21 protein-coding genes are annotated in these 20,459 nt (G+C 42.2%); 3 read left to right on the top strand and 18 right to left on the bottom strand.

Annotation, left to right across the window (positions count from 1 at the left end):
- Positions 1 to 21 precede the first annotated feature (21 nt).
- The 8 genes from era to IGI54_RS03050 all read right to left on the bottom strand — a co-directional run bounded on the left by era (position 22) and on the right by IGI54_RS03050 (position 6,639).
- Positions 22 to 921 carry a GTPase Era gene (era, locus tag IGI54_RS03085; protein WP_084133273.1) on the bottom strand — a complete coding sequence of 300 codons (900 nt, stop codon included), beginning with the start codon at positions 919 to 921 and terminating at the stop codon, positions 22 to 24.
- Between the two features lie 43 nt (positions 922 to 964).
- The gene (locus tag IGI54_RS03080; RefSeq protein ID WP_071862235.1) at positions 965 to 1,363 is read right to left on the bottom strand and encodes a diacylglycerol kinase family protein; all 399 of its coding nucleotides are present in this window, start codon (positions 1,361 to 1,363) and stop codon (positions 965 to 967) included.
- A complete protein-coding gene (gene ybeY / locus IGI54_RS03075) occupies positions 1,341 to 1,823 on the bottom strand; it encodes an rRNA maturation RNase YbeY (protein ID WP_071862236.1) in 483 nt (160 codons plus the stop codon). Before ybeY ends, IGI54_RS03080 begins: the two co-directional genes overlap by 23 nt.
- On the bottom strand, positions 1,823 to 4,027 hold the full coding sequence (locus tag IGI54_RS03070; RefSeq protein WP_430621124.1) for an HD family phosphohydrolase: 2,205 nt from the start codon (positions 4,025 to 4,027) through the stop codon (positions 1,823 to 1,825). The genes ybeY and IGI54_RS03070 overlap by 1 nt, the downstream gene beginning before the upstream one ends.
- 110 nt (positions 4,028 to 4,137) lie before the next feature.
- Positions 4,138 to 5,049, bottom strand: coding sequence for a PhoH family protein (locus IGI54_RS03065; protein WP_430621469.1), 912 nt, complete (start codon positions 5,047 to 5,049; stop codon positions 4,138 to 4,140).
- 369 nt (positions 5,050 to 5,418) lie between these two features.
- Positions 5,419 to 5,865 (bottom strand): GatB/YqeY domain-containing protein, encoded by a 447-nt coding sequence (locus tag IGI54_RS03060; RefSeq protein WP_430621123.1) that lies wholly within the window; start codon positions 5,863 to 5,865, stop codon positions 5,419 to 5,421.
- Positions 5,866 to 5,886: 21 nt separating this feature from the next.
- Complete coding sequence (rpsU, locus tag IGI54_RS03055; protein ID WP_002356740.1) at positions 5,887 to 6,063, bottom strand: 30S ribosomal protein S21; 177 nt, start codon at positions 6,061 to 6,063, stop codon at positions 5,887 to 5,889.
- Between the two features lie 138 nt (positions 6,064 to 6,201).
- Positions 6,202 to 6,639, bottom strand: coding sequence for a Fur family transcriptional regulator (locus tag IGI54_RS03050; RefSeq protein ID WP_071862239.1), 438 nt, complete (start codon positions 6,637 to 6,639; stop codon positions 6,202 to 6,204).
- A gap of 86 nt (positions 6,640 to 6,725) precedes the next feature.
- On the opposite strand from IGI54_RS03050, the gene IGI54_RS03045 reads away from it, so the two are divergent.
- Positions 6,726 to 7,580 carry a pyruvate, water dikinase regulatory protein gene (locus IGI54_RS03045; protein ID WP_313630395.1) on the top strand — a complete coding sequence of 285 codons (855 nt, stop codon included), beginning with the start codon at positions 6,726 to 6,728 and terminating at the stop codon, positions 7,578 to 7,580.
- Positions 7,581 to 7,585: 5 nt separating this feature from the next.
- Here IGI54_RS03045 and IGI54_RS03040 read toward each other — a convergent pair whose 3' ends face one another.
- The 9 genes from IGI54_RS03040 to IGI54_RS03000 form a co-directional block, all read right to left on the bottom strand.
- Positions 7,586 to 8,515: a homoserine O-succinyltransferase gene (locus IGI54_RS03040; protein WP_430621122.1), complete on the bottom strand. Its 930-nt coding sequence runs from the start codon at positions 8,513 to 8,515 to the stop codon at positions 7,586 to 7,588.
- Between the two features lie 3 nt (positions 8,516 to 8,518).
- Positions 8,519 to 9,790 (bottom strand): O-acetylhomoserine aminocarboxypropyltransferase/cysteine synthase family protein, encoded by a 1,272-nt coding sequence (locus tag IGI54_RS03035; protein ID WP_430621121.1) that lies wholly within the window; start codon positions 9,788 to 9,790, stop codon positions 8,519 to 8,521.
- Between the two features lie 518 nt (positions 9,791 to 10,308).
- Complete coding sequence (gene thrB / locus IGI54_RS03030; RefSeq protein ID WP_430621120.1) at positions 10,309 to 11,172, bottom strand: homoserine kinase; 864 nt, start codon at positions 11,170 to 11,172, stop codon at positions 10,309 to 10,311.
- On the bottom strand, positions 11,169 to 12,227 hold the full coding sequence (thrC, locus tag IGI54_RS03025) for a threonine synthase (protein WP_430621119.1): 1,059 nt from the start codon (positions 12,225 to 12,227) through the stop codon (positions 11,169 to 11,171). The genes thrB and thrC overlap by 4 nt, the downstream gene beginning before the upstream one ends.
- A 3-nt stretch (positions 12,228 to 12,230) precedes the next feature.
- Positions 12,231 to 13,520, bottom strand: a complete 1,290-nt coding sequence (locus IGI54_RS03020) for a homoserine dehydrogenase (protein ID WP_216429568.1) — start codon at positions 13,518 to 13,520, stop codon at positions 12,231 to 12,233.
- A 127-nt stretch (positions 13,521 to 13,647) separates the two neighbouring features.
- Positions 13,648 to 13,935: an ArsR/SmtB family transcription factor gene (locus IGI54_RS03015; protein WP_216429567.1), complete on the bottom strand. Its 288-nt coding sequence runs from the start codon at positions 13,933 to 13,935 to the stop codon at positions 13,648 to 13,650.
- 13 nt (positions 13,936 to 13,948) lie between these two features.
- The gene (locus tag IGI54_RS03010) at positions 13,949 to 15,673 is read right to left on the bottom strand and encodes a phospho-sugar mutase (RefSeq protein ID WP_430621118.1); all 1,725 of its coding nucleotides are present in this window, start codon (positions 15,671 to 15,673) and stop codon (positions 13,949 to 13,951) included.
- A gap of 150 nt (positions 15,674 to 15,823) precedes the next feature.
- Positions 15,824 to 16,738 carry a thioredoxin-disulfide reductase gene (trxB, locus tag IGI54_RS03005; protein ID WP_071862248.1) on the bottom strand — a complete coding sequence of 305 codons (915 nt, stop codon included), beginning with the start codon at positions 16,736 to 16,738 and terminating at the stop codon, positions 15,824 to 15,826.
- A gap of 202 nt (positions 16,739 to 16,940) precedes the next feature.
- Entirely contained in the window at positions 16,941 to 17,159 is a 219-nt protein-coding gene (locus IGI54_RS03000) for a YneF family protein (protein ID WP_010740033.1), read from the bottom strand.
- A 278-nt stretch (positions 17,160 to 17,437) separates the two neighbouring features.
- Between IGI54_RS03000 and proB the strand changes: the two genes are divergently transcribed.
- Entirely contained in the window at positions 17,438 to 18,247 is an 810-nt protein-coding gene (gene proB, locus IGI54_RS02995) for a glutamate 5-kinase (protein WP_071862249.1), read from the top strand.
- Entirely contained in the window at positions 18,240 to 19,490 is a 1,251-nt protein-coding gene (locus tag IGI54_RS02990; protein ID WP_430621117.1) for a glutamate-5-semialdehyde dehydrogenase, read from the top strand. Before proB ends, IGI54_RS02990 begins: the two co-directional genes overlap by 8 nt.
- A 66-nt stretch (positions 19,491 to 19,556) precedes the next feature.
- On the opposite strand, the gene IGI54_RS02985 is transcribed toward IGI54_RS02990, so the two are convergent.
- The gene (locus tag IGI54_RS02985; protein WP_430621116.1) at positions 19,557 to 20,447 is read right to left on the bottom strand and encodes a deoxyribonuclease IV; all 891 of its coding nucleotides are present in this window, start codon (positions 20,445 to 20,447) and stop codon (positions 19,557 to 19,559) included.
- Between the last annotated feature and the right edge of the window lie 12 nt (positions 20,448 to 20,459).

Here is a 20,459-nt window from a genome sequence, read left to right as displayed (position 1 = left end):
ATGTCCCAGCCTCAAAATTTTTTAATAATCGTCTTTTCGATAGCCGTAATCTTGTAAATAAGTTTGCTTGTCGCGCCAATCTTTTTGGACTTTAACCCATAGCTCTAAATACACTTTATCCGCTAAAAGCGTCTCAATATCTTTACGAGCTTGCGTGCCAATATTTTTCAGCATCTTGCCGCCTTTACCGATGATGATGCCTTTTTGACTGGTTCGTTCGACAATGATCGTCGCTTGAATATGCACCTTGTCATTTTCATCCCGCTTCATTGATTCAGTCACCACGGCCACAGAGTGAGGAACCTCGTCACGCGTTAAGGTCAAAACTTTTTCTCGAATCAGTTCTGACACGATAAAGTATTCCGGATGATCCGTGATTTGATCTTCCGGGAAATATTGCGGTCCTTCATCCATTTGGTCCACTAAGACGTCTAATAGATGTTCAACATTGTTGCCTTCCGTCGCTGAAATCGGAATAATTTCTTTGAAATCCATCACTTGGCGGTAATCATCAATGATCGCCAAAAGCTCATCGGGATGAATCGTATCGATTTTGTTGATAACTAAATAAACGGGAACATCTTGCTTGCTTAGACGTTCCAAAATAAAATCGTCACCACGGCCACGCTTTTGATCAGCGCTTACCATAAAGATGATCGAATCGACTTCTCGCAGTGCACTATAAGCCATCTCTACCATATAGTCCCCTAAACGATGTTTTGGTTTATGGATGCCTGGTGTATCAATAAAAATAATTTGCGCTTCTGGTGTCGTGTAAACCCCTTGGATTTTATTGCGAGTCGTTTGTGCCTTGTCGCTCATGATCGCGATTTTTTGTCCGATGATACGATTTAGCAACGTTGATTTTCCAACATTTGGTCGTCCAACAATCGCTACAAAACCTGATTTATGTTCTGACATGTAATAGTTCCTTTCTGAATAACCTTTCTCCTCGATACCACTTTTATTTGAGGAAGAGCTCGACGATCTTTGGTAAAAAGATCACCATACCAACGATAATGGCAAAAACCGAAGTAACCAAGACGGCACCGGCAGCCATGTCTTTAATTTTTTTCCCGATCGGATGAAAATGACACTCTGTGACCATATCCACCACGTTTTCAAAAACCGTATTAATAATCTCCACAATCCAAACAAGAAAGACTGCTAAAATAATCCACAGCCATTCCAGCAAAGACAGACCTAATAAAAAACTAACAAAGATCGCCATCAAGCCAAAGGCCACATGCTTGCGCATGTTGCGTTCTTCCTTAAAAACGGTGCGAATCCCTTGCAGGGCAAATTCAAAAGAAGTGATAAAATGCTTATTTTTTTCTGTCTTATCTTTTAAGTCCATAGGCATCCAAAATCTCTTTCTGTAGACCAAACATCTCTTTCTCATCTTCAGGAGTCATATGGTCATACCCATTGATATGCAAAAAGCCATGTACGGCTAAGAAGCCTAACTCGCGATCAAAACTGTGTCCATACTCCTCTGCCTGTTCAGCTGCACGCTCTGTTGAGATCATAATATCGCCGAGATTGCGGGGCATCTGCTCCATTTCATCTAGCTCATCCATAATGATCGGCACTTCATCTTCACCCTCTTCTTCCAGAGCAAAGCTGATTACATCTGTTGCAGCGTCTTTTCCACGATAGTCGCGATTAATCACACGAATCGCGGCATTGTCCATAAATGTAACAGACATCTCAGTATCTTTTGGTAGTTTGAGATAATCCGCCGCAAATTGCAGCACGCCATCGATCTCTTTGATTTTATCTTCAGAAAGTTCTTCTGTTTCATCAATAAAAGTAATGTCCATTACGCTTCCCCTTTTTTCTCTTGCTCTTCTTTCATTTTCTCCGCTTCAGATTGCATACGAGGATACTTGATTCTGGAATGGAAGGTCGAGCTTAATCCACTGATTAGTGATTTTTCAACAATTCGAATTTCTTTAAGCGTTAAACCTGAGTCGTCCAATTGACCGTCGCTGATCCGTTCTTCGATTAAACTATGAACAAATTCCGTAATTTTATCCAGTGACGGATGATCCATCGCTCGAACAGCTGCTTCACAGCTATCGGCGATATTGACTACACCAGCTTCACGAGTCTGAGGTTTTGGCCCAGGATAACGAAACTCTGCTTCCATTATTTCTGCATTTCGTTCCTTCGCCTTAATATAAAAATACTTCATCAATGTTGTGCCATGATGCTGATAACAAATGTCGATGACCATTTGCGGCATCTTATATTCTTTTAAGATTTTCGCACCTTCAATTACGTGACCGAAGATGATCTGCTTACTATCCTCTGGCAACAAGAAGTTATGGGGATTTTCTGCTCCAGTTGGCAAATTTTCCACAAAGAAATTTGCGTGACGGATCTTACCGATATCATGATAATAACAAGCCACTCGCGTCAATAATGACCGGCCGCCGATCTCCGCTACCGCGTTGGCGCTTAAATTCGCCACCATCATCGAATGATGATAAGTCCCAGGCGCTTCTTCTAATAATTGTTTCAGCAGCGGATGGTTAGGATTACTTAACTCATTCAGCGTGATAACACTGCTATCTGTGACCAAAAGCTCGATATACGGCTGCAAACCCATCCCCATAATAAAGGACAGCATGCTTGCCGCAAAAGCTCCAAGTAGCATTCCCCACGTTTGACTGTCCGCAAATGATAGCCCTTGATAAATCGTCAAAATAATCCCCCAAGCGATTGGGAAGGCAATGATCCATAATGATGCCTGCTTGACTTGATCTGATAGTCGTCTTTGTTTTACCATCACAGCTAATGTCCCAGAAAAAAGATAGGTCATTAAGATGACCGGTAATATATTCGTACCGATAGCATTGTAATAAATAAACAACGCAAAGACCGTCTGGAAAACAGCAGCTAATGCGCCTGCGCGACGATTAACAAATACGGTTAAAATCAATGGCACAAACGCCGCTGGGAAAAACAACGCCAAATTAGTCGAACTGCTGCCTTGAAAAGCTTGCAGGATCTTCATAATAAAGACACCGATAGTCATGCTAGCACTGTAAAACAGAATAAAGCGTAATCTTTGAAATTCCACTTCAAATTGACGGCTGTAAAACCATAACAGCACCCCTTGCAGGATTGCTGCCAAGACCATTGCAATCATTGGAAAAATCGATGTACTTGAACTCGTTAAGCCCAATAGTTTCAGTTTGTTAATCGCGTTGGCGTCGATCTGGCTGCCTTCACGAACAATCACTTCTCCTTGATAAATCATGACCGGCTGAACTGATTCGCTGGCTTGTTCCTTCAATTCATCCGTCCGCTTTTGATTCAGGGAATCATTCACGATGATCCCTTCCTCAAGTAAGTAACGAGCCGCAAGACTAGCCGTTTCGGAAAGATTTAGTTCTTGAATCTTATCGATCGCTTGTTGCTTATATTCTTCTAAATCGCTTTGACGAATTCGCTTCGCCATTTGCTCATCCACTAACCTCAAGCTCCCAGTTTCAAGCTTATCAAGATCAGTGGCGCTTAATTGCACGATTGCTTGATAAAAATCGTCTGGTAATTGCTGATAAAAGGTAACCGTATCTTGATCTAAGCCTTCGAAGCCTTTTTTAACCGCCGCCACTCGTTCATCAACTGTTGGCTGTGGAATCTTTTCTCCATCCTTGGCTTGCGAAGCCTTCGATTGATAACTTTTATCGAGCTCACTATTCGACTTTTGAATCAATGAAATCAATTGACTGATCCGATCGTGCTGGGTCTGAGCCAAATCTGCTTGGTAGGTATATTCCGGCGTTACCGCTTCAGCAGCTAATTGACGTTTTTGCGTCGTCTCCGCCTTGTTTTCAATCGTTTTATTCGCGCGAATACTTTCTGAGGCGACTTGGCCTTCTTTGTAGTCGACACTTTTTTGTACAACACTAGTCAGCATCGTCACCATCAAGATGACTGAAAAGACGGCTAGCACTAGCGGTATAATCTTTGAACCTAACTTTTTCAGCAAGTTATTGATGGGTCGATTTAACATCCAATTCCCTCCCAGCTTATTTAAAAATAGTCAAACTAAACTTGGAATAGTCCACGTTCGGGTTTTATCACAATTATCTGTTTATAATCATGGACTGCTAACTATTTTTCTTAGTGACGCAAATTCTCATGTTCATAAGCTTCAATGATTTCCGCAACAACTGGATGCCGCACGACATCTCCCGCTTCAAAATTCACAAATCGAATCTTCTTGATTCCTTGCAACGTCCGTTCCGCATGGATCAAACCGCTGACCTGACCTTTTGGCAGATCGACTTGACTCGTATCACCATTGACGATCATTTTTGAATTGAAACCTAAGCGGGTTAAGAACATTTTCATTTGTGAAATAGTCGTATTTTGTGCCTCATCTAAAATGACAAAAGCATCATCCAACGTCCGACCGCGCATGTAAGCTAGCGGTGCGATTTCGATCACGCCCCGTTCCAGTAAACGATTCGTATGCTCGACACCAAAGATTTGATGCAATGCATCATACATCGGGCGTAAATAAGGATCAACTTTTTCTTTCAAGTCTCCCGGTAAAAAGCCCAGACTTTCCCCTGCTTCAACTGCTGGACGAGTCAAAATGATTCGTTGTACTTCGCCTTTTTTTAACGCAGCAATCGCCATAACAATCGCTAAATACGTCTTACCAGTACCGGCAGGTCCAACGCCAAAAACCACATCGGATTTGCGAATCGCTGCAATATAGCGACTTTGTCCAATATTTTTCGGACGAATCGGCTTTCCGTTGCGGTCCTTTAATAATTCTTCCTCATACATCATAATAAATTCGTCTAAATGATTGTCGCGACCTAAGCGTAACGCCGTCATCACATCTGGCGTCGCAACTTTGATTCCGCGATCAATCAAGACTTGTAATGCTCGAATAATCTCAACAACTAATTTCGCTTCATCCTTCGGTCCAATGATTTGGATGGTTTCACCACGAGTATTAATGGTTGTCTCGGTATTGTCTTCTAAAAATTTTACATGTTTGTCATGGGTTCCTAAAAGCATACTGATGTCATCTTTGCCATCAAGCTTTATTTCAAACGACTCAAAATCGCTGTTAATCAACAAGCCTTCATCCCTTCATTCTTCGTTCCCTCCTATAATACCACACTCTAAATAAAAGAAAAATTGTCTTAACTCTCACTAAAAGAATCCTAAACTTTAGTTATTTAAGAAATAAAACGATTAGTATACAGGCAAACGATCTTTTGGCGAACTTTTAAAACAGCTGCCTTCATCTGTTGGCATGCCGCGATTTTTATCATACGAAAAAGGTTCTGATCGTCGTTTGCCACGTTTTTATTAATCAGGCTACAACGTGAAGTGGAAATCGCAAAAAAAGCCGAGAGAAATCTCTCTCGGCTTCACTATTGCTTACTTGTTCAGGAGTTCCTTGACGACTGCATTGACTTGATTGCCATCGGCTTTGCCTTTGACTTTCGGCATCACTGCCCCCATCACTTTACCAAATTCCTTTGGTGACGTCGCTCCCGTTTTTGTAATTGCTTCTTGAACAATTGTACGAATCTCTTCTTCACTCAGTTGAGCCGGCAAATAGTTTTCAACAATTACGATTTCCTTTTTGACCTTATCAGCCAAATCGGTGCGGTCAGCTTTTTCAAATTCCGTTAAAGAATCACGACGTTGTTTCATCTCACGAGATAAAACGGTCAATTCTTCCTCTTCATTCAAATCCTGACCTTTTTTGATCTGCTCATTTTGAATCGAAGCTTTAAGCATCCGGATCACTTGCAAAGACTCTTTATCTTTTGCTCGCATCGCTTGCTTCATGTCTTCATTCAAGGTAGTAAGTAGTGACAATAGAATCACTCCATTGACAGACTAGAATTTCTTACGTTTTCTAGCTGCTTCTGATTTTTTCTTACGTTTCACACTTGGTTTTTCATAAAATTCACGTTTGCGAGATTCTTGCAGAGTCCCTGCTTTTGAAACGGAACGTTTGAAGCGACGAAGAGCATCGTCAAGAGATTCATTTTTACGAACCACTGTTTTTGACATATAAATTCCCTCCCTCCGGGCTTGAAATGTAACCGTTTTTGTTATTGAAATATACTTTCAACCAACAAGACCGTCCATAAGTCATTATATCCAATGGTCTATTTTGAGTCAAGGTACTGAAGAATTTTAATTCTTAATTTATTCATTAACATTTTGGCATTTTTCACAACGGCCGTAAAGTTCAAAGCGATGCCCTTCGATTGAGCAGTCATCTAGCTGTTCTTTGAAGAAATCCATTGGACACATGTGGATCTCTTTGGTCATTCCACAGACCGTACAAATAAAATGATGATGATGTTCAAAACTTTCGCTGCAACTAAAGCGGAACTTCATTTCCCCTTGTAGCTCGGTGTCTTCAATCAAGCCAATCTCACAAAATTCACGTAAATTGCGATACACCGTGTCATAACTTAATCCTGGGAATTGTTCATTCAAATGATTATAAACTTCACGGGCAGAAACGTAACGATTCTTTTTAATCAAAAAATCCAGTAAGGTTTCGCGCTTTTTTGTGTACTTAAAGCCATGCTCTTTCACTTTTCCCAATGCTTTCTCTAACAGTGTTGCTTGCGGCATAGTCATCCCTCGATTCAAAGTGTAATGATTCCGAATAAACAATATGGTATAATAAATTATCTTTGATTGCAAGGGAGAATCTCTTTATGAACAGCGAAAAACAAGGCGAACTGGTAACGATTTTTATTATTTCCGATTCTGCTGGAGAAACCGCCTCGAAACTGGCTCAAGCTTCAATGGCACAATATCCGACAGTCGAATTTTGTCTTTTCCGTCGAACCTTCATTCATTCGGAAGAATTATTGTTAAAAGCATTAAATGACGCAAAAGCAGAAAACGGCATGATTATTTATACCTTGATTGATCCGAATTTATCAAAAATAGCGAAAGAATTTTGTGAGCATGAGGACTTGTTTACGATGGATCTATTGAATCCAGTCGTAGATGAAATCGGTCAACGAGCACATGTGGAGCCAACCGGCGAACGGGGCGCACTTCATCATTTGAACGAAAATTATTTCAAGCGGATCAAAGCAATGGAGTTTGCGGTGAAGTATGACGACGGCAAAGACCCTCGCGGTTTTTTAGAAGCCGACGTGGTTTTACTTGGTGTCTCACGTACTTCAAAAACCCCGCTAAGCTTATACTTGGCCAATAAAAATCTTAAAGTTGCGAATTTGCCGCTGATTCCGCAAGCACATATTCCAAAACAGCTGTTTGAAATCGATCCGAAAAAAATCGTCGGCCTGACGAACGATCCTGAAGTATTGATTGGGATTCGTAAAGAACGGATGCGGGCTTACGGCTTGAATCCTGAAACAGCCTATTCCGATCGCGACAAAATTCAAGCGGAACTGAAATTTGCCAATGATCTTTATCAAAAACTTGGCTGCGAAGTCATCAACGTAGCGACGCTTTCGATTGAAGAAACAGCGGCAATGATCATGAGCGCCTTAGACTTGGAAGACCATAGTTATTACTTTATGGAAGAAGAAAGCTGAAATCATCACGATTTCAGCTTTCTTTTTTGCTGTCTTTGACGAATCTCTGTTAATGGATAAGGCGTCATTTGATACACGTCATTCAGCCAGTTATGATAAAACAAATGCGCATGTGCCCGCCAGTAATTAGTAATTTTTTCGCCTTCGTAATAATTTTCTGGCTGCGCAGTCGTTAAGCCACGTTCATGATCCCGCAAATATTCTTTTTCCAGTGTATCCGTATCGTATTCAAAATGTCCCATCAAAAAAATATCGTGTTCGTCCTCTGAGAGTAATATCGCTGAGCGTGCGTGATCATCTTTGGCGATTACTTTGATTTTTGGTTGATTTCGCACTTGTTCTTCATTGATTCCAGTATAACGCGACTGCGGCATCCAAAAACGATCATCAAAGCCACGAAAGAGTCGATGCTGATGTTCGATTTCCTGCTGATAAATGCCAAACATTTTTTCTGGAAAAGGCAGCTTATCGATCCCGAAATGATGATACAAACCCGCTTGTGCTCCCCAACAAATATGCACGACCGACGTCACCGCCCGCTGACTCCACTCCATGATTTCCACTAACTCAGCCCAATAGTCCACTTCGGTAAAAGCCAGCTGCTCCACCGGCGCCCCCGTAATGATCAAACCATCGTAACAAGTATCAACGATTTGGGAAAACTCCAAATAAAATTTGTCTAAATGATTTTTACTCGTATTTTTCGCGTAATGACTGGCAACCTTTAAAAAATCTACATCGATCTGCAACGGACTTTGACTAATCAGCCGCAGCAAATGAATCTCCGTATCGATTTTATTTGGCATCAAATTCAAGATCAATAGTTTCAATGGACGAATATCTTGGTGCTCCGCCCGCATATTATCAATGGCGAAGATGTCTTCGATTTCTAAGACCGACTTTGCAGGAAAATCAACGTCTAAACGAATCGGCATACGTTATCCCTCCAATTTATCAAAGGCTTTTTGCAGATCTTCTAAAATGTCCGCTACATTTTCAATCCCGCAAGATAAACGAACAAGTCCTGGAGAAATCCCCGCTTGTCGTAATTCTTCATCTGTCAACTGACGATGAGTCGAAGTCGCCGGATGCAGCGCACACGTTCGAATATCCGCTACGTGAACTTCTAACGAGACTAAGTCCAAAGCATCTAACCACTTCGCCGCCGTTTCCTTTCCGTCAGCAAATTCGACGGAAATGACACCGCACAAGCCATTTGGTACATATTTTTGTGCCAAAAAATAATCTGCATCCGACTTCAATCCTGGATAATAGACTTTTTCGATGGCTGCTTGTGTTTCTAAAAATTCAGCCACAGTCACCGCATTTTGATAATGTCGATCCATCCGAACAGACAATGTTTCTATTCCAAGATTCAACAAAAAAGAATTTTGCGGCGATGGGGTCGCTCCAAGATCACGCATTAATTGAACCCGCGCCTTCGTGATATAGGCCGCCGCGCCAAATTTTTCAGTGTAGACGATCCCGTGATAGGTTTCATCTGGTTCGGATAATTGCGGAAATTTCCCGTTAGTCCAATCAAAGGTGCCTGCGTCCACGATCACTCCGCCTGTTTGTACGGCATGGCCATCTAAATACTTCGTCGTACTATGGATCACAATATCAGCCCCGAATTCAATTGGCCGACAAAAATACGGTGTTGCAAAGGTATTATCGATAATAAAAGGAATCGCTAGTTCTTTTGCTACTGCTGAAAATTTTTCAAGGTCTAATACTTTTACTGCTGGATTTGCGATCGTTTCACCGAAGATCGCTTTTGTATTTGGCTTGGCTGCTTGTAACAATTCTTCCATCGACGCATCTTGATCAACAAAAGTTACTTCGATCCCCATTTTTTTAAGCGTATGAGCAAATAGATTATAGGTCCCGCCATAAATGTAGCTGGAAGAAATCAAATGATCCCCCGACTCTAAAATATTCAACACCGCGTAAAAGGTCGCTGCTTGTCCTGAGGATGTACATAAGGCACCAACCCCATTTTCCAAAGCCGCGATTTTTTCTTCCACCGCACTGGTCGTTGGATTGGCTAAGCGGGTATAGAAATAACCATTCGCTTCTAAATCAAATAATTTCCCGATCTCTTCTGTTGAGTCGTAAGCATAGGTCGTACTTTGGGTGATTGGCAAAACCCGCGCCCCACCATTTTCCGGCTGATAACCAGCGTGTAAACATTTCGTTTCAAATTCCATCATCATTTCCTCCTTGTTAGTTACCATTTTTAAACTTTTTATGTTAAGTGATTCTTTTTATAAACAGGTTTCGTTTCTCAAACCATTCACTATCCTGCTGAATTTTCTTGCTAGCAACTTAGCTGCTAACTCACTAGAAAAGTTTTCTGTTTTCACAAACCGAAAAAAGATACTTATCTTCGTACGCATACGATTCCACTAAATATTTGCTCCAAGCTTTGTTTAAAAAATAATTTTCAGCTGATACTCCTTATCACTGCGAAAAGTGGAACTCGCAAAAAAGGCACTCTCATCTTTTCATATTATGAAAGGACGGGAGTGCCGTGGTACCACCTTAGTTTATCAGGCTCTTGCAAGACTGATCTTTTGTCGTATTGCTACGAACTGCTGTATCGGGCACACCCGTGTCTAATCGACAATCGCTCTGAGACCATCTTCTGATTCATCACTGCTGCTTCTTTTCAGCTACCGAAGCTCTCTGTGGAGTCTGATGAATCCTACTCTTCTCTTCATCGCAATTAAAATATTTGGACGCCTTCTTTTTCAACGGAAAGGACATCAATCGATGCCTCATGATCATAGGCCTTTAATGCTGTGACTAATTTTCCAGTATTTTCTGGTGGCGTTAAGACTAATACAGTCGGGCCCGCACCACTTAGAAAACTGCCGTATCCACCGTAGGCCTTGCAAAATTCACGAATCTTTTTCAAATGAGGAACCAAATGCTGGCGATGGCTTTCGTGTAAAATATCCTTCTCCATCATTTTACCGGCTAATGGCAGATTCCCATTTAACACTGCGGCAATCATCACGTTGCCGATCGAACTGGCTGTGACCGCATCGCGATAGGACATTTCCTTTGGTAAAACCGCGCGGCTTTCCGCTGTCAGTAATTCATGATTTGGAATGAAAGCAATCACATCGCAATCAGGAAAATGATGCTTCACAAAATTTACTTCATTGTTATTAAAGCTGGCGACGACAAAATCGCCACAAATCGCCGGAGCCACATTATCAGGGTGTCCTTCAATTTTTGTTGCATAAGTCACTTTTTGTGCCGTGGTCATTCCAAGCTTTCCTAAACGATTGGCTAATTCAATTCCCGCTACGACCACTGACGAGCTGCTGCCTAAGCCGCGAGCGATGGGAATGTCTGAGGTCATCGTTAATCGATGTGGCTTTAAATTAGGCGCTAAGTCTAAAGCCGTTTGGATCAATAAATTTTTTTCATCGGAAGGAATGTTGCTTCCTAAGTGATGAACGATCTGCCAATTTTTTATTTCCTTACCAATCTCGATAGTCAAATATTGAGACAAAGCGATCCCACACGAATCAAAGCCGGGACCTAAGTTGGCGCTGGTTGCCGGGACGCGGATTTTCATAGAGCGGCCACTCCTTCACGTAAGTGTCGGCGCATATCCTCCAAGTCACTCATCTTATTGATCTGGATATCTGTTTCGTTAATCGCTGTATCGGGGTCTTTTAAGCCATTTCCGGTAAAGACGGTCACAACTGTTTCACCCGCTTTGATCCGACCGTTTTTCACGTGTTGGATCACACCGGCAAGCGAAGCCGCAGAGCCAGGTTCCACAAAAACACCTTCTTGAGCGGCTACTTTGCGATAGGCATTCAAAATTTCTTCATCTGTCACAGAGTCAATATAACCCTGCGATTCATCACGAGCCGCTTCGGCTAACTGCCAACTCGCTGGGTTTCCGATACGGATCGCCGTTGCAACTGTTTCCGGTTGTTCGATTACTTTTCCGGTAACAATCGCCGCTGCGCCCTCGGCTTCAAAGCCATGCATTCGCGGAAGCTCCGTCCCTTTTTTTTCATGCCATTCTTTGAAGCCCTTCCAGTAAGCCGAAATATTTCCGGCATTACCAACCGGAATTCCCAAAACATCTGGCGCTTTTTCTAATTGTTCGCAAATCTCGAAGGCCGCGGTTTTTTGTCCTTCTAAACGATAAGGGTTGACTGAATTTACTAACGCCACTGCTTCTGTCTCTGCAATATCCCGCACGGCTTTCAATGCTTCGTCGAAATTTCCCGGTATCGAAATAATATCCGCCCCATAAGCGATCGCTTGCGCCAATTTCCCCATCGCAATTTTCCCATCTGGTATCACGACGTAAGCTTTAATACCAGCACGTGTAGCATAAGCCGCAGCCGCAGCACTAGTATTTCCGGTTGAAGCACAAATAATTGCCTTCGCGCCGTCCTCTACTGCTTTTGCTACCGCCATCACCATGCCGCGGTCTTTGAAGGAACCCGTTGGATTCAAGCCTTCATACTTTCCGTATAACGTGATGCCTAACTCTTTTGATAAATTCTTCAAAGGAATCAAAGGTGTGTTTCCTTCAGCTAAAGCGATCTGTGGTGTCTTATCCGTAATTGGCAAGTATTCTTTATATTGCTTTAATAGACCTTCATACATAGTTTATTCCCCCATAACTTTCATCAACGATAAGATTTTGTAACTGGTTTTGTCTTTGATTTCTTGTTGAATGGTCAACATTTTGGTTTCTGAAGTCTCATGGGTAATCAAGACCACTCGGGCATTTTCGCCATCGCCTTTTTCTTGAACGACTTGTTCAAAGCCTACTTGAGTCTCTGTCATAATCTCAGCTAACTTCAAAAATTGTCCAGCTTCATCCGGCATCTCTAGTGACAAGAAATACTTGCTGATATTTTCGCTTGGCGGAGTAATTTTGGTTGGCTGCGTATAGCCCGTAAACCGATGCCCCACCGTATTTTTCTTCATCTTATTAACAATCGTCATCAAATCCGCCACGATACTGGTTGCCGTTGGTCGTGCACCTGCACCGGGACCATAATACATTGATTCGCCGATGCCTGAGCTTTTGACGAAAACGGCGTTCATTTCATTATGGATTGAAGCCAATGGATGTTCATGGGGAACTAGAATGGGGCCTACCTCAACAGAAATGGTATCGTCTTGTTTGATTGTTGAACCAATTAATTTGACGGTATAGCCCAGCTGATCCGCAATTGAAACATCCTCCGCCGCTAACCCGCGAATTCCCTTGATCTTGACTTGATCCATCGTGATGGTCATCCCAAAAGCAAATTTACTCAAGATTACCATTTTATAAGCCGCGTCGATCCCATCAACATCATTTGTTGGGTCGCTTTCCGCAAAGCCCAACGCTTGCGCTTCTTTCAAAGTCTCTTCGTAAGAGCGATGCTCCTGGACCATTTTTGTCAGCATATAATTCGTCGTGCCATTGACGATCCCTAAAACTTCGGTAATATCATCTGCCGCTAAACTGTTGGCGATCGTCCGTAGGATTGGAATGCCTCCGGCGACACTGGCTTCATAATACAAATTGCGCTGTTGCTCCCGAGCGAGATCAACTAATTCACTGCCATGCTGTGCCAGCAAATCTTTATTGGCTGTCACGACATTTTTACCAGCCATCAAAGCTTGCTTGATAAACGTTTTAGCCGGTTCGATTCGGCCCATGACTTCCACAACGATGGAGATTTCTGGATCATTTAAGATCGCCTCCAATTCGGTCACTAACTCTAAGTGGTATTTATCCGCTAATGCCTGCTTATCTTCTTCTGGACGGACCAATGCTTTGGTGACAACCAAGGGACCGCCAATACTTTTTTCAATTTTTTCTTGATGATCTGCTAAAATTTCTAAAACGCCGGTACCAACCACGCCTAGTCCTAATAGACCCACCTTGACTGTTTTTTCCATAATCCGCCTCCATTTGATTACATTCGTATTAAAAGTAATTTCATCATATTCTAATAGTTAGGTTTCAGTATAACAAAATTTCTACAAAAAAAAAGTGCTTTTCCAAAAAAATTGGAAAAGCACTCTTTTACTGGTGCAAGACGTGTTGAAAGGTTTGTTCCAAAACATCTAAAACGTGTTGATCATCCAAGCTGTAAAGCATCGCCTTACCATCCCGTCGCGCTTTTACCAAACGCTTATCACGCAACAATTTTAACTGGTGAGAAACGGCTGATTGCTCCATTTCTAAAGTATCGCTAATCGAAGAAACATTACGTTCGCCTTCTTTTAGAAACATTAAAATTTTTAGACGGGTCGGGTCACTCAAAACTTTAAAAAATTGACTGACTGCTTGAAATTCTTCGTGTTCCTTCATTTAAAACCCTCATTTACTCTGCGACTTTACGAATCGCTGCTTCATAAGTCGCGATTTTTTCAGCCGCGGCTTCGTGTGAATCTCCTTTGACACCAATATAAAATTTAATTTTTGGTTCTGTTCCAGAAGGTCGGATGGCTAACCATGAATCGTCTGCCAATGTGTATTTCAACACATCAGAGGCGGGCATTTTGATCTCCGTTTCGTTGCCTTCACTGTCGATCGCCTTAGCTGTTTGGAAATCTTCAGTTAATGTCACAGCGACATCCGCGAATTCTTTCGGTGCTTCTTTACGCAGGTTGCCCATGATCGTTTTGATTTCTTCCGCGCCTTTTTCACCGCTTAAAGTGACTGAGATAGTTTTTTCAGCGTAGTAGCCGTATTCTTCAAAAATTTCTTGCAAGCCGTCGTACAACGTCTTGCCTTGCTTTTTGTAATAAGCCGCAACTTCGGCTAACAAAACAAGTGCTTGAATCGCGTCTTTGTCACGCACAAAGGATTTGATCAAATAGCCATAGCTTTCTTCAAAACCAAACATAAAGGTTTGTGAATGATCGTCTTCATATTGTTGGATTTTTTCAGCAATAAATTTAAACCCAGTCAAGACGTTGACCATCTTCACGTTGTACGCATCAGCGATCGTCGTCGCCAATTCACTTGAAACGATTGATTTAAGAACTACCGCATTTTCTGGCAATGTCCCCGCTTGCTTGTGGGCTTCCAATATATAACGAATCACAATAGCACCGATTTGATTTCCAGTTAAGACTTCATAACGGCCGTCCGGCAAGCGAACAGCGGCACCTAGACGATCGGCATCGGGATCAGTGGCGATCAATAGATCCGCATCTTCTTTTTCACCTAGTTTAATCGCGTATTCAAAGGCTGAATGTTCTTCTGGGTTTGGTGATTTTACTGTTGAGAAATCTGGATCAGCAATGGCTTGCTCAGGAACTAAAACAAATTTTTCGAAGCCTGCTTGCTTCAACGCTTTTTCCCCCAGCATTTTACCTGTCCCATGCAATGGTGTGTAAACTAATTTCAGTTCCTTGCCCATTTCATTAATCAATGCTTGATTGATCGTAACTGATTTTATTTCTTTTAAATACTCTTTGTCGACTTCTTCACCAATAATATTGATCAAATCGCTGTCTTTCGCTGCTTCATCAGACAGAACTTCTACCTCTAAAGGATTTTCCACGGCGCGAACAAACTTAGTCAGCGCATCCGCATCTTCCGGCGGCATTTGTCCACCATCTTCACCATAAACTTTATACCCGTTATATTCTGCTGGATTGTGAGAAGCGGTGATCATAATACCCGTGAAGGCATTTTCAAAACGAACCGCAAAAGACAATTCTGGTGTTGGTCGTAAACTTTCAAAAACAAACGAAGGAATGTCATGTTGTGCTAAAGTTTTGGCCGCTTCCATCGCGAATTCTGGTGACATATGACGAGAATCATAAGCGATCGCTACTCCACGACGTTTTATTTCAGGATCTTGTGTATCCATAAAACGTGCTAAGCCTTCCGTTGCTTGACGAATCGTAAAAATGTTCATCCGATTGACACCAGGGCCTAAAATCCCTCGCATACCAGCCGTTCCAAATTCTAATTGTTTATAGAAAGCATCTTTTTTCAACTCTGGATCTTTGCCTAAGTCTTGTAATTCTTTACGCATTTTTTCATCTAATTTATCTGAATCGATCCACTGTTCATAAACTTGTTCCCAAGACATGAAACACACCTCTTTCAAAATATTCTTACCATTTTAGTATACCATTCCTGTTATATTCAGCAAAGAAAAGATGAATTTATTCGTGAGTGTACGATTGAGATGCCTTTATTTATAAAAAAAGAAGACCCATAGTCTTCTTTCTTTAAAACGCTAGTTTTGCGCTTCAATATATTTATAAACTTGTTGACCGGCGATTCCGCCTTCACCAACAGCAGTGGTGATTTGACGCAAATCTTTTTCACGAGCATCTCCGATAGCAAAGACGCCAGGAATTTTTGTTTTCATTTCAAAATCGGTTTCGATCCAGCCAGCAGCATTAGTGATGCCGCTATTTTTGAAAGGCTCGGTCAAAGGTTCTAAACCAACATAGATAAACGCGCCGCCCGCTGGCTCAGTATGTACTTCACCCGTTTTGACGTTGCGAATTTTTGCACCAGTGACTACCATTTCATTACCGACGATCTCATCTACGACACTATCCCAAATAAATGAAATTTTTTCATTAGCAAATGCCCGGTCTTGGATAATTTTTTGTGCTCGTAATTCATCACGACGGTGAACGATCACGACTTCAGATGCAAAACGAGTTAGATAGATTGCTTCTTCTACAGCAGAATCCCCTCCGCCAACAACGATCAGACGTTTGTTGCGGAAAAAGGCGCCGTCACAAACGGCACAATAAGAAACGCCCCGACCAGCAAAAGATTCTTCCCCAGGGACACCTAACTTACGATGAACACACCCTGTAGCCACAATGATAGTCTTAGCTTGATAGCTTTCCTCTTCTGTGATGACTTCTTTGTAATCGCCATGATCCTTAATATCTTGAACGATCCCATAAGCATTTTCTGTTCCAAATTTTGTTACACCATCATACATTTTCATGGCTAATTCTGGTCCCATAATGGATTCAAAACCTGGATAGTTTTCTACTTCAGCAGTATTGTTCATTTGTCCGCCAGGTGCACCCCGTTCGATCAAAAGAACTTTTAAGTTCGAACGCGAAGCATATAAGGCTGCGGTCATCCCAGCGGGACCCGCGCCGATAATTATTACATCATACATTCAGACATTCCTCCATTCGGCTTAACTTTACAACTCAAACAAGCTTCTGTCGATAAATCTGCTTACTATTTGTCAGCATTTTGTTTGATTGGCGAAAGCTCATTTACATAAAGAAAGAAGCGTGATCAAACATCCTCACACTTCCTTCTTTACGAATGAACGTTGTATCAGAAGCAGCTTCTGACACAACCTCTTTCAAAAATTATTGTTGATTTTTCATTTGCTGCATCATTTGACGAACTTTTTTCTCTGAAGGCTTTTGCCCCATTGACATCATCATTTGACGTAACATATCCTCGTTGATTGGAGGATTCTTTTTGAAATAGTCTTGCATATATTTACGGGCTAAGAAGAAACCGCCGACAGCACCTAATAGGGCCGCAATCACTGCGATCAATACTACAATTCCAGTTGATACCATTTTCACCGCTCCTTTCCTGACATTCTCATCCATTTTACTAAAAGATGCGCTAAAAGAAAAGCTGTTTTAATAAACTTCAATAACATCCTTCAAGCAACTGGTGTTGAGTCATTTATCACTGAGCGAAAATCAGTGAAAGCTGCAATCGTTTAATGACCATTTCTTACTGAGTACCAATAAATTCAAATTAATTATAAAAAATGATGAAATTAAAATGAGAATGTGCTAAAATGCAAAACAATATCTTTCTCGCTGGTGGCTAAGTGAAGAGGTGTAACATGAGAGATTTTTTGAAATCTGTAAATCGAATCGTGGTAAAGATCGGGACTAGCTCGTTGATTCATCCAAATGGCAAAGTGAATTTGGATGGAATTGATCAACTGGCGTTTGTGTTAACCGATCTTCGCAACAAAGGCAAAGAAGTGATCCTCGTCTCTTCTGGCGCGATTGGCGTTGGCATGGACAAACTTAGAATTGCGGAGCGGCCAAAGGAAATTCCTGTGCAGCAAGCGGTGGCAGCTGTCGGACAATCGGAACTGATGCATATCTACAACCAACGCTTTTTAGGTTACAGTCAGCAAACGGCCCAAGTTTTATTGACAAGAGATGTCGTAGATTTTCCTGAGAGTCGCAGAAATGTAATCAATACATTGGAACAGTTAATGGCGATGGATATTCTTCCGATCATTAATGAAAACGATACGGTGGCCGTTGATGAAATGGATCACACGCGAAAATTTGGCGACAATGACGAATTGTCCGCCATCGTCGCTCAATTGATGAACGCAGATGTCTTGATCATGCTTAGTGATATCGACGGGTTTTATTCAGCGAATCCCTCAGAGGATAAGCAAGCGGTGCTTTACTCAACTGTTTCAACCATCAATCAAACATTGATGGATCAAGCTGGTGGCAATGGTAGTCGTTTTGGGACTGGTGGAATGATTAGCAAATTAAAAGCGGCCCAACGAATTTTAGACGCTAAAAGCGCGATGGTCTTAGCAAATGGAAAACCACCTAGAATCATTTTTGATATTTTGGCAGGCGTTGAAGTCGGAACATTATTTAAGGAGGGCCTCCATGAGTGAATTAATGAATCAATTAGGCCAGCAAGGCAAAAGAGCCGCCCGGCAATTGGCGCAATTAACAACCGCGGAAAAAAACGAGTATCTGTTCCAATTAGCCGCTGATTTGGAAACGGCAACGGAGAGCATTTTGCAAGCCAATCAGCAAGACTTAGATCAGGCGACCGCCAACGGCATCCCTGAACCAATGATCGATCGGCTGCGCTTGACGAAAAATCGGATCAAGGAAATGGCCAAGGGTGTGCGGCAAGTCGCCGGACTGCCAGATCCCATCGGTAACGTGGAAAAAATGTGGCAGACCGAGGATCAATTAATGATTGGACGCCAAGCCGTACCTTTAGGTGTGATTGGCATTATTTTTGAATCCCGCCCAAATGTCACGACGGATGCCGCAAGCTTATGCTTCAAATCAGGCAACGCAGTCATTTTACGAGGAGGCAAAGAAGCCTTTTATTCCAACCAAGCGTTGGTGAATTTGATGCAGCAAACTTTGAAAAATAGAAAATTAGATACTGGCATGATTCAATTTGTCAGCGATACCGCCCACGAAATCGCCAGTGATATGATGCGCTTGACGGAATATCTTGACGTATTGATCCCTCGAGGCGGGGCTGGCTTGATCCAACGAGTCAAAAATAATGCCACCGTTCCGGTAATTGAAACAGGCACAGGCAACAATCATGTCTACGTTGATAGCTATGCCCAATTAGAAATGGCCAAAGAAATCGTCGTCAATGCCAAAGCCCAACGTCCTTCTGTCTGCAACGCGATTGAAACTTTGTTGGTTCATGAAGACATCGCCCCTCAATTTTTACCGCTTATTGAACAGGCGCTGACTGAAAAATCAGTTGAACTGCGAGCAGATCAACAGGCCTTGAATGATTTGGAAACAGCTACTTTAGCAAGTGAAGCCGATTGGTCTACCGAATTTTTAGATTATATTCTGGCGGTCAAAGTCGTTGCTTCCATTGATGAAGCGATCGAGCATATTAATCGCTACAATTCAAAGCACTCTGAAGCGATCGTTACAGACAATTATCAAAATGGTCAGCGTTTCTTGAAAGAAGTCGATGCGGCGGCGGTTTATATTAATGCCTCCACCCGCTTTACCGACGGCTTCAAATTTGGTTTTGGGGCTGAGATTGGAATCTCGACGCAAAAACTCCACGCTCGCGGTCCGATGGGTCTAGAGCATTTGACTTCTATGAAATACATCGTTTATGGAAACGGCCAAATTCGCGAATAAAAAAAACCGCCTTACGGTTAGACCCCAAATAAATATTTTGGGGATCTGACTGCAAAGCGGATTTTTTTATTGTCCTTGAATTTTTTCCAATAAATCCGGATCGAAGGTTTGCGATTTCAGCATCGCAATTTCAAAGCCGTAAGGCGCTTTTTGATTTTTCTTATCTTCCCCTACATAAGGGGTCTCTAAAATTTTCGGCAGCTCTTTTAATTGCTCATGATGAGCAATGTAATTCAGCGCATCAAAGCCAATCGTCCCAAAACCAATATTGGCGTGACGGTCTTTGTGAGAGCCTTGCGGATTTTTTGAATCATTCAAATGAATGACCTTCAAACGATCCAAGCCGATGACTTTATCAAACTCCTCCAGCACACCGTCAAAGTCTTCTTTGACATTGTAGCCAGCATCATTCGTGTGACACGTATCAAATGTCACGGAAAGTTTTTCATTCAAGCTGACCCCGTCGATGATGTAGGCTAGCTCTTCAAAGCTTTTACCTAGCTCCGTTCCTTTGCCAGCCATCGTTTCTAGCGCGATTTGAGCTCGGTGTTCTTTGGTTAAGACTTCATTCAAGCCTTTGATAATTTGATCCAGCCCAGCCTTTTCGCCAGCGCCAACGTGCGCGCCAGGATGCAAAGTGATTTGCATCGCACCTAAAGCTTCGGCCCGCATGATTTCATCTCGTAAAAATTGAACCGCGAAAGGAAACATCTCCGGTTTTTTAGTATTGCCTAAATTAATAATATACGGCGCGTGCATCACGATATTGGATAATCCGTGCTCCGCCATAAAGGTTTCTCCCGCTGGAATATTCATTTCATCGACATCTTTGCGGCGGGTATTTTGCGGCGCGCCACTATAGATCATGAAGGTCGAAGCCTGGTAGCTTGCTGCCTCCTGAGCCGCTCCTAGAAGCATTTCTTTGCCTTTCATACTTACATGAGAACCAATTAACATAGTTACCTCCTA

Source organism: Enterococcus sp. DIV0800 (assembly GCF_050559735.1).
GTDB classification, from domain to species: Bacteria; Bacillota; Bacilli; order Lactobacillales; family Enterococcaceae; genus Enterococcus_A; species Enterococcus_A devriesei.
The sequence above is the reverse complement of the archived record's forward strand: the minus strand, read 5'-3'. Positions and strand labels throughout refer to the sequence as shown.

What these genes read in the sequence shown, in the direction of transcription:
- ybeY (WP_071862236.1), bottom strand. Translation starts at nt 1,823, where the DNA reads ATGGACATTACTTTTATTGATGAAACAGAAGAACTTTCTGAAGATAAA.
- thrC (WP_430621119.1), bottom strand. Translation starts at nt 12,227, where the DNA reads ATGTATGAAGGTCTATTAAAGCAATATAAAGAATACTTGCCAATTACG.
- IGI54_RS03050 (WP_071862239.1), bottom strand. Translation starts at nt 6,639, where the DNA reads ATGCCGCAAGCAACACTGTTAGAGAAAGCATTGGGAAAAGTGAAAGAG.
- IGI54_RS03000 (WP_010740033.1), bottom strand. Translation starts at nt 17,159, where the DNA reads ATGGTATCAACTGGAATTGTAGTATTGATCGCAGTGATTGCGGCCCTA.
- IGI54_RS03010 (WP_430621118.1), bottom strand. Translation starts at nt 15,673, where the DNA reads ATGTCTTGGGAACAAGTTTATGAACAGTGGATCGATTCAGATAAATTA.
- IGI54_RS03015 (WP_216429567.1), bottom strand. Translation starts at nt 13,935, where the DNA reads ATGAAGGAACACGAAGAATTTCAAGCAGTCAGTCAATTTTTTAAAGTT.
- IGI54_RS03040 (WP_430621122.1), bottom strand. Translation starts at nt 8,515, where the DNA reads ATGCCGATTCGTTTAGACGTTGATTTTCCTGCAAAGTCGGTCTTAGAA.
- thrB (WP_430621120.1), bottom strand. Translation starts at nt 11,172, where the DNA reads ATGAAAATCCGCGTCCCGGCAACCAGCGCCAACTTAGGTCCCGGCTTT.
- IGI54_RS03045 (WP_313630395.1), top strand. Translation starts at nt 6,726, where the DNA reads ATGAACAGCGAAAAACAAGGCGAACTGGTAACGATTTTTATTATTTCC.
- era (WP_084133273.1), bottom strand. Translation starts at nt 921, where the DNA reads ATGTCAGAACATAAATCAGGTTTTGTAGCGATTGTTGGACGACCAAAT.
- proB (WP_071862249.1), top strand. Translation starts at nt 17,438, where the DNA reads ATGAGAGATTTTTTGAAATCTGTAAATCGAATCGTGGTAAAGATCGGG.
- IGI54_RS03065 (WP_430621469.1), bottom strand. Translation starts at nt 5,049, where the DNA reads ATGCTTTTAGGAACCCATGACAAACATGTAAAATTTTTAGAAGACAAT.
- IGI54_RS03020 (WP_216429568.1), bottom strand. Translation starts at nt 13,520, where the DNA reads ATGGAAAAAACAGTCAAGGTGGGTCTATTAGGACTAGGCGTGGTTGGT.
- IGI54_RS02985 (WP_430621116.1), bottom strand. Translation starts at nt 20,447, where the DNA reads ATGTTAATTGGTTCTCATGTAAGTATGAAAGGCAAAGAAATGCTTCTA.
- IGI54_RS03035 (WP_430621121.1), bottom strand. Translation starts at nt 9,790, where the DNA reads ATGGAATTTGAAACGAAATGTTTACACGCTGGTTATCAGCCGGAAAAT.
- IGI54_RS02990 (WP_430621117.1), top strand. Translation starts at nt 18,240, where the DNA reads ATGAGTGAATTAATGAATCAATTAGGCCAGCAAGGCAAAAGAGCCGCC.
- rpsU (WP_002356740.1), bottom strand. Translation starts at nt 6,063, where the DNA reads ATGTCAAAAACAGTGGTTCGTAAAAATGAATCTCTTGACGATGCTCTT.
- IGI54_RS03070 (WP_430621124.1), bottom strand. Translation starts at nt 4,027, where the DNA reads ATGTTAAATCGACCCATCAATAACTTGCTGAAAAAGTTAGGTTCAAAG.
- trxB (WP_071862248.1), bottom strand. Translation starts at nt 16,738, where the DNA reads ATGTATGATGTAATAATTATCGGCGCGGGTCCCGCTGGGATGACCGCA.
- IGI54_RS03080 (WP_071862235.1), bottom strand. Translation starts at nt 1,363, where the DNA reads ATGCCTATGGACTTAAAAGATAAGACAGAAAAAAATAAGCATTTTATC.